The organism is Hansschlegelia plantiphila (assembly GCF_027922265.1).
Lineage (GTDB): Bacteria > Pseudomonadota > Alphaproteobacteria > Rhizobiales > Methylopilaceae > Methylopila > Methylopila plantiphila.
On sequence record NZ_BSFI01000021.1, the window covers coordinates 134,104 to 146,717 of the forward strand.

Here is a 12,614-nt window from a genome sequence, read left to right on the forward strand (position 1 = left end):
ATCCCACCGCAGTCGTCGGCGCGCGACAGAAGAGTGCGTTCAAAGGATCGGCCGCGGCGCCGGATCCTTCTCGAAATGCTGTGCGAGGCGACCGACGGCGCGCGGATTGACGAGGCTCAGCTTGCCGTCGCTGAGAGAAAACAGCCCCTGCGCCTTCAACCGCGCGATCGTCTTGTTGGTGTGAACCAGCGAAAGGCCGAGCGCGTCGGCGATGTGTTGCTGGGTGAGCGGAAAGTCGAGCACGCCGTTGCTCACCATGTCGAGCGTCTCGGCGCGCCTGTAAAGCGCCGCGATGAGAGCGCAGATCCGTTCGGCGGCGTTGCGCCGGCCGGCGGTCAGAAGATTATCATCGACGATCGCGTGCTCCTGCGAGCCCAGCCACGTGACGTCGTAGGCGACCTCGGGCGCGCTCTTGAACAGTGAATAAAGCTTGCGGCGCGGGATGACGCAGAGCTCGACGTCGGTCAGCGCGACCGCACCGTAGAGCGACTTGTCGAGCAACGAGGCCTGCAATCCGATCAGATCGCCCGGAAGCGCGAAATTGAGGATCTGCCGGCGTCCGTCGTCGAGCTCCTTGAAGCGGAACGCCCAGCCGGAGAACACGGTGTAGAGCTCGGCGTCGGCCTGTTCGGGATTGATGAAGTCCGAGCCCGCGGGGATGCGCAGATGGTCGCTCTTCAGGCGGTCGATGACCGCGACCTCCTCTTCCGTCTTCGGCGTGAAGGCACGCTGGACGCGTAAGGGGCATTTGAAGCAGCGAACATACATCGTCGGGCAGCCGACACCTGCGCGTGAATGGAGTTCGAAGATGGGAACGAGTTTCCATCCACCAAATTCCCCAGGATCGCTATGTCAAAACACATAGCTCCAGATGGGGAGAGGCATTAAGTCCTCTGGCATGGACCTCACCCAGCCTTCGCATGGCGGCGACGCCGCGGCCAGCGCCCCTGTGGAGGCGGATTCAAGGCGCGTCGCTGAACTGCGGCATCAGTTCCGCAACCAGATCCAGACGATGAGCAGTCTGATCTCGCTGTTCGGCGACCGGCTGCCGGAAGGCGACGGCCGCCGCGTGCTCTCCGATCTGCGCGTTCGGTTCGAGGCGGTGGCTGCGCTCCATGGCGACGAGTTCTCGACCGGCGGTCCGATCGCCTGCGACCGTCTGCTCGCCGGCCTCGCCGTGCGGATCTGCAGCCACTACGACCCGTCGCGGCGGCGCGCAGTCGCCTTCGCGGCGACCCCTTTCCGGACCGATCCGCGCCGCGCCGGGATGCTTGCGCAGATTCTGGCCGAAATGCTGATCGACCTGTTCCGCGCCGGATTTGCTGACGGGGCGGCAGGCCCGGCGGACGTGACCGTCCGGGCCGCCGAGGACGGGGCGATCTCGATGCGGGTCGATCTCGCGGAAGCCGGCCCGGAGCCCGCAGCCGGACAGGTGGGCGACCTCGGCGTCGCCATTCTCCGGAGCCTGGCGCAGGGACTCGACGGGTCGCTCACCCGCCGCCGCGGCGACGGGCTGCGCATCGAGGTCGCTATTCCGGGCCGGACGGCGCAAAGTTGACTTCGACCCAAACCACTTGCTCTCTTCCGCCGGAGCGCCATCTTGCGCCGGCTGCTCACCATCGACCCCACGTCTTCGCCGCCTGGACGAACATCGCATGGCCCTCGCCGACACGATCGCACCGCACCTTCCTTTTCTTCGCCGCTACGCGCGCGCGCTGACCGGCAGGCAGGACAGCGGCGACGCCTATGTCGCTGCGGTGCTCAAGGCGCTGATCGCCGATCCCAGCATCTTTCCGAGCGAGACCGATCCCCGGGTCGGGCTTTATTCGATCTTCTCGCGCATCTGGTCGTCGGTCGCCCTCAACGTCGAGACCGGCCTCGAGGGGCCCGATTCCGAGCGGACGATCGAGGCTCTCACGCCGCGCTCACGGCAGGTGTTCCTGCTGGTCTCCGTCGAGGGCTTCACGCCGTCGGAAGCCGGACAGATCCTGGGCATCCCCGAGCGCGAGGTCGGCCAGGCGATCGACGACGCGGGCCGAGAGATCGCGGAGCAGGTCGCAACCGACGTGCTGATCATCGAGGACGAGCCGATCATCGCGATGGACCTCGCCAAGCTGGTGGAAGGCCTCGGTCACCGCGTCATCGGCACCGCTCGCACCCACACCGAGGCGCTGGCGCTCGCCGGGCGCTCGTCCCCCGGCCTCGTGCTCGCCGACATCCAGCTGGCCGACGGCAGCTCGGGCCTCGAAGCCGTGAACGAGATCCTGCCGAACCTCGAGGTTCCGGTGATCTTCATCACCGCCTACCCCGAGCGGCTTCTGAGCGGCGAGCGGCCCGAGCCGGTGTTCCTGGTGACCAAGCCGTTCCAGGCGTCGACGGTGAAGGCCATCGTCAGTCAGGCGCTCTTCTTCGGCGCGAAGGCTCACAGCTCCGACCGGCGCGGCGCAGCCTGACGCCAATACCCTGATCTCGGATCAATTTAAGTCGTTTCCCGCCGCAACCATCCGTCCGTTCCCGCGTTACCGATACAAGCCCCAAGCGGGGGGTCGGATAGGGCGCCGCCCGTCCGTCGATGGTTTCGATAGCGGGACAAACGATGTCGAAGGCGGGCGCAGTTCTTAACGTACATCCGATCGTAGAACGGCCCGACATCGGCTTGAAAGACGGCGATCGCAAGATGATCGCCGAGGTTCTCAGCGAGCTCACTGTCCAGACGTACCGGACGCTGCTTCGTTCGCAGGTCGTCCACTGGAATGTCGTGGGGCCGTTGTTTCAACCGATCCATGTCCTGACCGAACAGCATTACACGGACCTGTTCGCGGCCATTGACCAGCTGGCGGAGCGTATCCGGGCGCTCGGTCATCCGGTTCCAACGGGCAAGGCCGCCGCTGGCCTCGACAAGGCGCTGTCGCTCGACGGTCGCCTGACGGCCCGCACGATGGTCGAAGAGCTGGTCGAGGACCACGAGGCCCTCGTGCGGCTCATCCGCGAGGGCGCGGGTCAGGCCGAGGACGTTAACGATTTCGTGACGCACGATCTGCTGACGGAGCGGCTCGCCTTCCACGAGAAGGCGATCTGGATGCTTCGGGCGATCGTCGCCGACTGATCAAACCGAGGAGGACGCGGTCATGGCGTATGTCAGCCACAGTCAGTATCGGGCGTATCCCTTCAGCGCCGTTCGCGCCAGAGCCTCGCGCCTCGACGCGGCGCTCCTGATCCGCGTCGCCTTCGTCGCCGTAGCGGCGGCCGCGGTGATCGTCGCGCTGTCGGGCGTCGCGATAGAAGGCGGGGTCCCGACTCTCGCGAGGGGCGACCGCCTGTCCTCGCGATCGATCGAGGTCGCGAGCGTCGATGTCGTTTCCCGGGATGCAAGCGTCGCCCGCGACGCCGCCGGACGCGTGGTTTATCTGAACGATCCCGCCGCCCAGACAACGACCGTTTCGAAGGGAGTCACAGTTCCTCTCGCGCCGAACTCTCCCTTAAATGATGCGACAAAGTGACTTCTTCGGTCGCAAAGGAGTTCACGCAGTGGGATCGTCCCCAGATAAGCGGAAATCCATTATCGTTAGCGGATCTTCAACTGAACGCTGCGAGCATTCTGCTGGGGAACGGACGAACCATGTCTCGGCCTCGGTTATCGAAGGCCGCTTCGGCCCGATCGGTTCGGGGCAGAGGCGGAAAGGTGAGTTGATGACGCAGCGTAAGCCCGACAACAATCTCGACCTCGACGTGCAGGCCCATATCGGCCGGCAGCTCAGGGCGGGCTACGTCGACATCCTTAACCAGCCCGTTCCGGACCGCTTTCTCGAACTCCTCGCGGAGCTAGACAAAAAGGAAGATGAGGCGGGCTCTAACCAGAGCATTCTGCAGAACGGCGCTCGATGAGCGGCCCGGACGTCAGACCTCCACGCGAAGAGCTTCTGATCCACATCCCAAGCCTGCGCGCATTTGCGGTGTCGCTGTCCGGTCAGCTGGACCGGGCGGACGATCTCGTGCAGGAAACGCTGGTCAAAGCCTGGCGGAACCTCGGCAGCTACACCGAGGGGACGAACATGCGGGCGTGGCTCTTCACCATCCTGCGCAATGTCTACATCTCGGAGATCCGCCGACGGCGGCGCGAGGTTCAGGACACGGACGGCGTTTTCGCCGAAAGCGTCGCCTGCGCGCCGCAGCAGAACGGCCACATGGACCTCGCGGACTTCCACACCGCGCTGGCCGACCTTCCGGAAGAGCAGCGTGAGGCGTTGATCCTGATCGGGGCGGCTGAGTTTTCCTATGAGGAGGCCGCCGAGATCGCGGGCTGCGCAGTCGGCACCGTGAAGAGCCGCGTCAACCGCGCACGGACGGCGCTTGCGCGGCGGCTCAATCTCGACGTCAGCGAAATCGGTCTCGAGCCGGCGCTGCGGGCGGCGCTCGGGTCGCCGGCGCGCTCGGGAACCGCCTGAGGGACCGTCAGGGTCTTCACGGCGAACGGTAGGCCTTCCGTGTTCAACACGCTTCGACGCCGGATCGCGCTTCTTCTCATCGCGGCGAACCTGCCGGTCATCGCGTTCGCGATCGTCATCGGCAAGCAGGAGTTCGCCCTCGCCGACCTGTTCGGCCGGGACCGGCTTGTTCAGGCGGCCGAGCTCGTGGCGGCGCGCGCCTCGGGTATTCCCCTCGACTCGGCCGCGATCGACGACACCCGGCGCAACCTGATCTTCCGCGACCGGGGCTCCCGCGCCGACATCGCCGCCGCGATCGTCGGCCCGGACGGCGCGTCGATCGCGAAGGACGACGAAGGCAGTCCAGTCGGCCGCGACTGGCTTCCGGAAGAGGGCCTGCCGACCCTCGCTTTGCCGGACGACCCCCGAATCCTTAAGGCTCGGGGCCGCGACGGCCGGGCGTACCGCTATGCGATCGCGAGCGTCCGTGGCGGCGACGCGAAGGCGATCGTCGCCGCCCCCTTCGACATCCTCGGCCACAGTCAGACGCAGTGGCTGTTCCTCGCGCTCGCTTTGCCTGCCCTCATGGCGCTGCTCTGCGTGGGCCTCGTGCTGTTCGGAATCGAGCGCTTCGTACTGCGCTGGATCCGCGCGCTGAGACAGATGGCGGCCTCCTATGACGGCGGAAAGCTCGAAGGCAAGCTCGTGCCGCTCGACGGCGCGCCGCAGGAGTTCGTGGAGCTCGGCGACGCCCTCCAGGCCATGTCGCGCCGCGTCGAGGAACGCTCGGTCGCGCTGGAGCAGGCCGTCGACGCCCGCGACCGGCTGCTGCGCGAACTGCACCACCGCGTGAAGAACAACTTCCAGATGATCGCGAGCCTGCTCGCGCTGCAGCGCCAGGAGGCGCCGGACACCCTGAGCGCCGTGCTGCGGGCGCCCGAGGATCGGGTGCGCGCGATGGCGGCGGCCTACAAGGTCTCCTACGCCTCGGGCGAGATCGGCCATGTCGGCGTCGCCGATCTGATCCGCGACGTCGCCCAGCAGGCGCGGCAGACGTCCGGCGGTCGCACCTTCGAGGTCTCGGCGCATTTCCCGGAGGACGAGTTCGAGATCGATCTCGACTTCGCGGTCTCGCTCGCGCTGCTGATCACCGAGCTCCTCAGCGCCGCCTCGGCCGCCTCCCCCGTGGCCTCGGTCACCGCCGAGGCGCGCGACGGCGACAAGATCGCGCTCACCATCTCCGGGCCCGCCGCCGGCTGGCTGCCGCCGGCCGGGCTGTCGCAGCGGCTCATCCGCGCCTACGCCGACCAGTTGTCGACCGGCATCGAGGAGCAGGCGGACGGCTCCATCCGTCTCATCGTTCCGCTCGCCTCCGAACTGCCCTCGATCGGCATGAAGAAAGCGGCGCCAAGGGCCTGAGGCCCTGCGCCGCCTTGCGGGCCGGCGCCTGCGCGGACTATCACCGGGCGCATGGCCCCTCCCCTGATGCTGCTCAAAAACATCCGCCTGACTTTCGGCGGCCGCCCGCTGCTCGACGGCGCCGAGATCTCGGTGTCGGCCGGCGAGAGGCTCGGCCTCGTCGGGCGCAACGGATCGGGCAAGTCGACCCTGCTGAAGATCGCAGCCGGCTCGGTCGAGGCCGACGACGGCGAGCGCTTCCTGCAGCCAGGCGCGACGGTTCGCTACCTGCCGCAGGAGCCGGACCTGTCGGGCTACAAGAACGTGCGCGCCTATGTGGAGGCGGGCCTCACGCAGGGCGACGACGCCTACCGCGCGCAGTACCTCATGGAGTCGCTTGGCCTCAGCGGCGACGAGAACCCCACCAGGCTCTCCGGCGGCGAGGCCCGCCGCGCCGCGCTCGCGCGCGCCATCGCGCCGGAGCCCGACATTCTGCTTCTGGACGAACCCACCAACCATCTCGACCTTCCGGCGATCGAATGGCTCGAGGCCGAGCTGCGCTCGTCGCGCTCGGCGCTGGTGCTGATCAGCCATGACCGCCGGTTCCTGCAGACGCTGACGCGCGCCACGCTCTGGCTCGACCGCGGCAAGACCCGCCGGCTCGACCAGGGCTTCGCCGCCTTCGAGGCCTGGCGCGACGAGGCGCTCGCGCAGGAGGAGACCGATCGCCACAAACTCGACCGCCAGATCGAGCGCGAGAAGGACTGGCTGCGCTACGGCGTCACCGCGCGGCGCAAGCGCAACATGGGCCGCATGCGCGCGCTCGACGTTCTGCGCGAGACCCGCAGGAACGCGCGGGGCCCGCAGGGGACGGTGAAGCTCGAGGTGACCGAAGCGGAAAAATCCGGCGCTCTGGTGATCGAGGCGAAGCACGTCGGCAAGTCGTTCGGCGAACGGACGATCGTCTCCGATTTCTCGATCCGCATCGCACGCGGCGACCGCATCGGCCTCGTCGGCGCGAACGGCGCGGGCAAGACGACGCTGCTCAACCTGCTGACCGGCGCGCTCAGTCCCGACCAGGGAACCGTGAAAGTCGGCTCGATCGTCACGATCGCGACCATCGACCAGCGCCGCGCCAGCCTCGACCCCGACATGAGCCTTCGCGACGCGCTCACCGGCGGGGGCAGCGACAGCGTCGACGTCGGCGGCCAGACCAAGCACGTCGTCAGCTACATGAAGGACTTCCTGTTCTCGCCGGAGCAGGCCGGCTCGCCGGTCAAGGCCCTGTCCGGCGGCGAGCGCGGCCGACTGCTGCTCGCCCGGGCGTTGTCGCAGCCGGCGAACCTGCTGGTGCTCGACGAGCCGACCAACGACCTCGACCTCGAGACCCTCGACCTGCTGCAGGAGATGATCGCCGACTATCCCGGCACCATCCTGCTCGTCAGCCATGACCGCGACTTCCTCGACAGGACCGTCGGCTCCGTGGTCGTCGCGGAGGGCGAGGGCCACTGGGTCGAATACGCCGGCGGCTATTCCGACATGGTCGCCCAGCGTGGCCGCGGCGTCGACGCGAGGGCGGCCGCGGCCGGAGCCGAACGCGAGCGTCAGGCGTCCGCGGGCCAGACGTCTCCGACGTCGCGCAAGAAGCTCTCCTTCAAGGATCAGCACGCCCTCGACAGTTTGCCCCAGCAGATCAAGAAGCTCGACGCCGAGATCGCGAAGCTCGAGAAGCGCCTCGCCGACCCCGCGCTCTACGCCCGCGACCCCGCGGCCTTCGCGTCGGCGACCGAGGCGCTGACCAGGGCGCAAGCCCAGCGCTCCGATGCCGAGGATCGCTGGCTCGAGCTCGAGATGATGCGGGAAGAGCTGGCGGGATAGGCGAGACACCCGCGACGCCTGACGCAAGCGGAGCGAGCAGTGCCCCTCATCGCCATCTCCGACCCCGACGACCCCCGCATCGCCGCCTACCACGCGGTGCGCGAGCGCGACGTCGTCGGCCGCGGCGAACGCTTCGTCGCGGAGGGCGAGGTTGTGCTGCGCCTGCTCGTCGGCGACGCCTCGCGCCATGCGATCGAAAGCGCGCTGATCGCGGAAACGCGCGTCGAGGCGCTGGCGGCGGAACTGGCCCGCGTGCCGCCGGAGACGCCGGTCTATGTCGCGGGCCAGACCGTGATGGACGCCATCGTCGGGTTCCAGATCCACCGCGGCGTGCTGGCGATCGGCCGCCGCGCGCCTGCGCTCAACTCAGTCTCGCTGCTGGCGCGTCTTCCGCAGACGGCGGTGGTCGTCGCCCTCGTCGGCGTCTCGAACCACGACAATGTCGGCGGCGTGTTCCGCAACGCCGCCGCCTTCGGCGCCGACGCGGTGCTGCTCGACGGCTCCTCATGCGACCCGCTCTATCGCAAGGCGATCCGCGTCTCGGTCGGCGCGAGCCTCGTCATGCCGTTTACGCGCGGCGGCTCGGGCGAGGCGCTCGTCGACGCGCTCGACGCCGCCGGCTTCGAGACGCTCGCGCTCAGCCCGGCCGGAGACCGCACGCTTGAAACCGTCACGCCGGCGGCCCGCGCCGCCCTGTTGCTCGGCGCGGAAGGGCCTGGCCTGCCTGCGGCGCTGATGGCGCGAACGAGGACGGTGAGCATCGCGATGGCGCCCGGCTTCGACAGCCTCAACGTCGCGACCACCAGCGGCATCGCGCTCTATGCGGTCACGCGGGGCAAAGCGCCCAAATTTAGAACGCGCAGATAGCCGTCATTCCGGCCGAAGCGCCGGAATCCAGACGCGCAACGGGGATTGAATTAACGTGGCCCGCGCGAGCGCCACTTGGTTCAGCCGAGGCGCGTCTGGATTCCGGGCCAAGCCCGGAATGACGAGCTCACCCGCCCCGGAGAACCTTGAGGAAATAATCCCCGAACGCCTCGAGCTTCGCGGCGCCGACGCCCTTCACCCGCGCCAGCGCGTCCTCGTCCTGCGGGCGGACGGCCGCCATCTCCATCAGCGTCTTGTCGGCGAAGATCACATAGGCCGGCACCGCGCGCTTGACCGCTAGCTCCCGGCGCAGCGCCTTGAGCTTGGCGAGGAGGTCGAGGTCGACGCCTTCGGGCGCCATCGCCTCCGCCGTCATACGCCGCCGCTCGCGCGACTTCGGCTTCGGCTTCGCGATCGAGATCCGCTCCGCCCCGTCGAGGATGCGCCGCCCCTTCGGCGGGATGGTCAGCCCGCCATAGGCTCCGGTCTCCACCGTGAGAGCGCCCGCAGCGACCAGCTGGCGCAGGATGGCGCGCCATTCCGCGGCCGGCCTGTCGGCGCCGCGGCCGAACTCCCTGAGCTTGTCGTGGCCGCGCGCCTGAACGGTCTCTGACAGATGCCCGACCGCGAGCGCCACGACATGCGCTGCGCCGAAGCGCTCGCCGGTGCCGGCGACCAGCCCCAGCAGCAGCCGGGCCTCCGTCGTGCCGTCGACCACCTCCGGCGGATCGAGGCAGACGTCGCAGTTGCCGCAAGGCTTCGAGGTCTCGCCGAAATAGGCGAGCAGCGTGGCGCGCCGGCAGGCGGTCGTCTCACAGAAGCCGACGAGGGCGTCGAGCCGCTGCGCCTCCATGCGCTTGCGCTCCGGCGCGCTGTCCTGCTCGTCGATGAAGCGCCTGCGGGTCCGGATGTCCTCCAGCCCATAGAACATCAGGGCTTCGGCGGGTTCCCCGTCGCGGCCCGCGCGGCCGATCTCCTGGTAGTAGGCCTCGAGTGAACCCGGCGCGTCGCCGTGCAGCACGAAGCGCACGTCCGACTTGTCGATGCCCATGCCGAAGGCGACGGTCGCGACCATCACAACGCCGGGCTCGGCCAGGAACGTCTCCTGCGCGGCGGCGCGGTCGGCGGCGTCCATGCCGGCGTGATAGGCCAGCGCCTTGACGCCGCGCGCCTGAAGCCGGGCGGTGGTCTCGTCGACCTTCTTGCGCGAGATCCGGTAGATCACGCCGCTCATCCCCGGCCGGCTCGCGACATAGGCCTCGATCGCCTGACCGACGTCGCGCTTCTCCGCGACAGAGATCGAGATGTTCGGCCGGTCGAAGCCGGCGACGAAGGCGTCGGCGCGGCCGTCGAACAGCTTCTGCAGGATGTCGTCCTGCGTCGTCTGGTCGGCGGTGGCGGTGAGCGCGACCATCCGCGCGCCCGGCAGCGCTTCGCGCGCCTTACCCAGCGACAGATATTCCGCGCGGAAACTGTGGCCCCATTGCGAGACGCAGTGCGCCTCGTCGATCGCGATCAGCGAGACCGGCAGCCGCGACAGCGCCTGGAGCATGCGCTCGGTCATCAGCCGCTCGGGCGCGAGGTAGAGCAGCTTGGCCTCGCCCGAAGCGACGCGTCGCCAGGAGGCTACGTTCTCCTCGCGCGACTTGGCCGAGTGGATCGCCTCGGCCTGCACGCCGTCGAGCAGCAGCCCCGCGACCTGATCCTGCATCAGCGCGATCAGCGGCGAGACCACGATGGCGAGCCCGCCCATGACGAGCGCCGGCACCTGGTAACAGAGCGATTTTCCGGCGCCGGTCGGCATGACCGCCAGCACGTCGCGGCCCGCCAGCAGCGCGTCGATCACACGCTCCTGACCGGGGCGGAACTCGTCGAATCCGAACGCCTGCTTCAGCACGCGCCGCTTCTCGTCCTCGAGCGCGGGCGGCAGGCCGGAGGGTCTCTGGGCGAGGGCGAGCGCGGTCATGAGCGCCGGACGTTATGGGATTCTCGGGTACCGCGCGACCGGCTTCGGGCCGTTCTCCCCTCCCCTTGCAGGGAGGGGATCGGCCATCCGGCTCGTCGAGCCGAGCGCTATTTTGCGTGGTCCATGTGGTCCATGCCGCTCATGTCGGGCGCGGACTTAGGAGTGGCGCCGGCCGCCTCGACGGCGAACTCGACATCGACCGCGCCGGCCTTCTCGAAGGTCAGCGCGCCCTTGACGCGCTCGCCCTGCCTGAGCGGCTGCTTCAGGCCGACGAACATCACGTGCCTTCCGCCGGGCGCGAACTCGAGTGTCTCGCCGGGCTTGATCTCGAGCCCGCCTTCGATCGACCGCATCTTCGCGACGCCGTCGTCGATCGTGGTCTCGTGCATCTCCGCCTTGTCGGCGAAGGGCGCGGAGACCGAGACCAGACGATCCGGCGTCGAGCCGTGATTGGTGACGGTGAAGTAGCCGCCGCCGATCTTGGCGCCGGGGACGGTCGCCCGCGACCAGGGGTGGCCGATCAGGAGATCGCCGGCCTTGTATTCATGGGCGGCTGCGGCGCCGGCGACGAGGACGCCAAGGGCGGCGACGGCGGCGAACAGGAATCGGGACATTTCGGAAGCTCCAGACGGCCGGGTCCATGACCTCTCGCCGTTATGACGGTCTGACGGAACAATAAGGTCAGACCGGCTGCGGCGGCCCCCGCGCCGCATGCGGGACGTGAACCCCCGCATAGGCTTCGCCCCCCGGCGCCGGCTCTGCGGCGCAACCACGTGTGAGGAGCGGCAGAGCGTCCGGCGGCGGAGAGGCCGCGAGCGCGCTTGCGCCGGCCATCCGGCAGAGATCGGCGCAGACGCCGTCATGACCGGACGGCGCGTCGCCGCCGCCCGCGTTCAGGCACAGCACGGCCGCCGTGTCGCCGGTCGCGAGGCGGGCTGCGTGCGCGCCCATCGCGGAGGCGCCGAGCACGGCCCACACCGCGAACAGGTAGCCCGCGAGCAGGCTGAAGGCGCGGCGGTGGCGCAGACGCAGGATCATCGAGCCGTCATAGACCCGGCGATGTTTTCGCGCCACCGTCGCGGCGCGGGGGCGCGGGCCGCACGGTCGCGGCGCCGTCCGCCCACGCCACGCGGGCGCCGGCGAGGGTCGCGGCCCCCTCGGGGTCCCGCGCGATGCGCCGAGCCAGCCGCTCGAGCCGCTCAAGCCTGATGCGCCCGCCGCCGACGAGCGCGAGCGCGCGGCCGAGCAGGCGCAGCCGGATCTCGTCGGGCAAGGCCGCGGCGCCCGGCGCGATCGTCCAGCCCGCGGCGTCCTGTCCGAGGAGGAGGCGCGCGGCGTCGTCGGTCGCGGTTTCGAGCGCGGCGTCCGCCCGGGCCATGCGGCCCGCAAGCACGCCGAGTCTCGCGGCCGTCAGCCCCTCGCGGGCGAGCGCGTCGCGGGCCGCGCGCAGCCGGGCGCGGGCAAAACGGCCGTCGACGTTCATTGCGTCTTCGAACCACGCGATCCCGCGCGCCTCGAGGGTCGCGACCAGCCTCCGCTTCGCAACCCCGAGCAGCGGGCGGACATGACGGACGCCGTCGCGAAACGTCTCGCCGCGCATCCCGGCGAGGCCTGACGGCCCGCTGCCGGCGGCGAGCCGCATCAGCACCGTCTCGGCCTGATCGTCGAGGGTGTGGGCGGTCGCGATCGCGTCGGCCCCGATCGCACGGGCATGGGCGGCGAGCGCCGCATAACGCAGATCACGGGCGCGCTCCTCGATCCGCGACGCCGAAGCGACCGGCGCGGGCAGCCGGGCGTGGGAAAGGCCCAAGCGAGCGGAGAGCGCGGCGACCCCGGCGATTTCGCGGTCCGCCTCGGCCCTGAGCGCATGGTCGACGGTCGCGACCGACAGCCTCGCTCCGTCTTCGCCTGCCCATTCCGCCGCGAGCACGAGCAGCGCCGTCGAATCCGCGCCGCCGGAGACCGCAAGCAGGACGTGACGCGCCGGGAAGAAGGCGCCGAACAGCGCCGCGGCTTCCGCAGGCGCCACGGCGTCGGAGATGGGGATGGGGTCGAGGCGGTCGAGCATCGGGCGAGAGTAG

Annotated in this window: 14 protein-coding genes; 9 read left to right on the forward strand and 5 right to left on the reverse strand. The window is 69.4% G+C overall.

From position 1 onward, the window contains the following. Positions 1 to 39 precede the first annotated feature (39 nt). Complete coding sequence (locus PKE75_RS15000) at positions 40 to 768, reverse strand: Crp/Fnr family transcriptional regulator (protein WP_271169552.1); 729 nt, start codon at positions 766 to 768, stop codon at positions 40 to 42. 130 nt (positions 769 to 898) lie between these two features. Between PKE75_RS15000 and PKE75_RS15005 the strand changes: the two genes are divergently transcribed. The 9 genes from PKE75_RS15005 (at position 899) to PKE75_RS15045 (ending at position 8,567) form a co-directional block, all read left to right on the forward strand. After that, positions 899 to 1,558 (forward strand): sensor histidine kinase family protein, encoded by a 660-nt coding sequence (locus tag PKE75_RS15005; protein WP_271169553.1) that lies wholly within the window; start codon positions 899 to 901, stop codon positions 1,556 to 1,558. 97 nt (positions 1,559 to 1,655) lie between these two features. Beyond that, a complete protein-coding gene (locus PKE75_RS15010) occupies positions 1,656 to 2,453 on the forward strand; it encodes a response regulator (RefSeq protein ID WP_271169554.1) in 798 nt (265 codons plus the stop codon). A 203-nt stretch (positions 2,454 to 2,656) separates the two neighbouring features. Then, a complete protein-coding gene (locus PKE75_RS15015) occupies positions 2,657 to 3,106 on the forward strand; it encodes a Dps family protein (RefSeq protein ID WP_271169555.1) in 450 nt (149 codons plus the stop codon). Between the two features lie 22 nt (positions 3,107 to 3,128). Continuing rightward, positions 3,129 to 3,500: a hypothetical protein gene (locus tag PKE75_RS15020; RefSeq protein WP_271169556.1), complete on the forward strand. Its 372-nt coding sequence runs from the start codon at positions 3,129 to 3,131 to the stop codon at positions 3,498 to 3,500. A 190-nt stretch (positions 3,501 to 3,690) separates the two neighbouring features. Next, the gene (locus PKE75_RS15025; RefSeq protein WP_271169557.1) at positions 3,691 to 3,885 is read left to right on the forward strand and encodes a NepR family anti-sigma factor; all 195 of its coding nucleotides are present in this window, start codon (positions 3,691 to 3,693) and stop codon (positions 3,883 to 3,885) included. Next, positions 3,882 to 4,445: a sigma-70 family RNA polymerase sigma factor gene (locus PKE75_RS15030; RefSeq protein ID WP_271169558.1), complete on the forward strand. Its 564-nt coding sequence runs from the start codon at positions 3,882 to 3,884 to the stop codon at positions 4,443 to 4,445. Before PKE75_RS15025 ends, PKE75_RS15030 begins: the two co-directional genes overlap by 4 nt. Before the next feature lie 39 nt (positions 4,446 to 4,484). Beyond that, entirely contained in the window at positions 4,485 to 5,843 is a 1,359-nt protein-coding gene (locus PKE75_RS15035; RefSeq protein WP_271169559.1) for a sensor histidine kinase, read from the forward strand. A 51-nt stretch (positions 5,844 to 5,894) separates the two neighbouring features. Next, positions 5,895 to 7,700: an ABC-F family ATP-binding cassette domain-containing protein gene (locus PKE75_RS15040; protein ID WP_271169560.1), complete on the forward strand. Its 1,806-nt coding sequence runs from the start codon at positions 5,895 to 5,897 to the stop codon at positions 7,698 to 7,700. Positions 7,701 to 7,739: 39 nt separating this feature from the next. Beyond that, complete coding sequence (locus PKE75_RS15045; RefSeq protein ID WP_271169561.1) at positions 7,740 to 8,567, forward strand: TrmH family RNA methyltransferase; 828 nt, start codon at positions 7,740 to 7,742, stop codon at positions 8,565 to 8,567. 127 nt (positions 8,568 to 8,694) lie between these two features. Here PKE75_RS15045 and recQ read toward each other — a convergent pair whose 3' ends face one another. The 4 genes from recQ to tilS all read right to left on the reverse strand — a co-directional run bounded on the left by recQ (position 8,695) and on the right by tilS (position 12,601). Continuing rightward, a complete protein-coding gene (gene recQ, locus PKE75_RS15050) occupies positions 8,695 to 10,533 on the reverse strand; it encodes a DNA helicase RecQ (RefSeq protein WP_271169562.1) in 1,839 nt (612 codons plus the stop codon). 107 nt (positions 10,534 to 10,640) lie between these two features. Then, a complete protein-coding gene (locus PKE75_RS15055; protein WP_271169563.1) occupies positions 10,641 to 11,147 on the reverse strand; it encodes a copper chaperone PCu(A)C in 507 nt (168 codons plus the stop codon). Between the two features lie 67 nt (positions 11,148 to 11,214). After that, positions 11,215 to 11,607: a hypothetical protein gene (locus PKE75_RS15060; protein WP_271169644.1), complete on the reverse strand. Its 393-nt coding sequence runs from the start codon at positions 11,605 to 11,607 to the stop codon at positions 11,215 to 11,217. After that, on the reverse strand, positions 11,579 to 12,601 hold the full coding sequence (gene tilS / locus PKE75_RS15065) for a tRNA lysidine(34) synthetase TilS (RefSeq protein WP_271169564.1): 1,023 nt from the start codon (positions 12,599 to 12,601) through the stop codon (positions 11,579 to 11,581). Before tilS ends, PKE75_RS15060 begins: the two co-directional genes overlap by 29 nt. Between the last annotated feature and the right edge of the window lie 13 nt (positions 12,602 to 12,614).

Bases quoted from the DNA above. Each gene is read 5' to 3' on its own strand.
- PKE75_RS15040 (WP_271169560.1), top strand. From the start codon at position 5,895: ATGGCCCCTCCCCTGATGCTGCTCAAAAACATCCGCCTGACTTTCGGC.
- PKE75_RS15005 (WP_271169553.1), top strand. From the start codon at position 899: ATGGACCTCACCCAGCCTTCGCATGGCGGCGACGCCGCGGCCAGCGCC.
- recQ (WP_271169562.1), bottom strand. From the start codon at position 10,533: ATGACCGCGCTCGCCCTCGCCCAGAGACCCTCCGGCCTGCCGCCCGCG.
- PKE75_RS15000 (WP_271169552.1), bottom strand. From the start codon at position 768: ATGTATGTTCGCTGCTTCAAATGCCCCTTACGCGTCCAGCGTGCCTTC.
- PKE75_RS15025 (WP_271169557.1), top strand. From the start codon at position 3,691: ATGACGCAGCGTAAGCCCGACAACAATCTCGACCTCGACGTGCAGGCC.
- PKE75_RS15055 (WP_271169563.1), bottom strand. From the start codon at position 11,147: ATGTCCCGATTCCTGTTCGCCGCCGTCGCCGCCCTTGGCGTCCTCGTC.
- PKE75_RS15010 (WP_271169554.1), top strand. From the start codon at position 1,656: ATGGCCCTCGCCGACACGATCGCACCGCACCTTCCTTTTCTTCGCCGC.
- tilS (WP_271169564.1), bottom strand. From the start codon at position 12,601: ATGCTCGACCGCCTCGACCCCATCCCCATCTCCGACGCCGTGGCGCCT.
- PKE75_RS15030 (WP_271169558.1), top strand. From the start codon at position 3,882: ATGAGCGGCCCGGACGTCAGACCTCCACGCGAAGAGCTTCTGATCCAC.
- PKE75_RS15020 (WP_271169556.1), top strand. From the start codon at position 3,129: ATGGCGTATGTCAGCCACAGTCAGTATCGGGCGTATCCCTTCAGCGCC.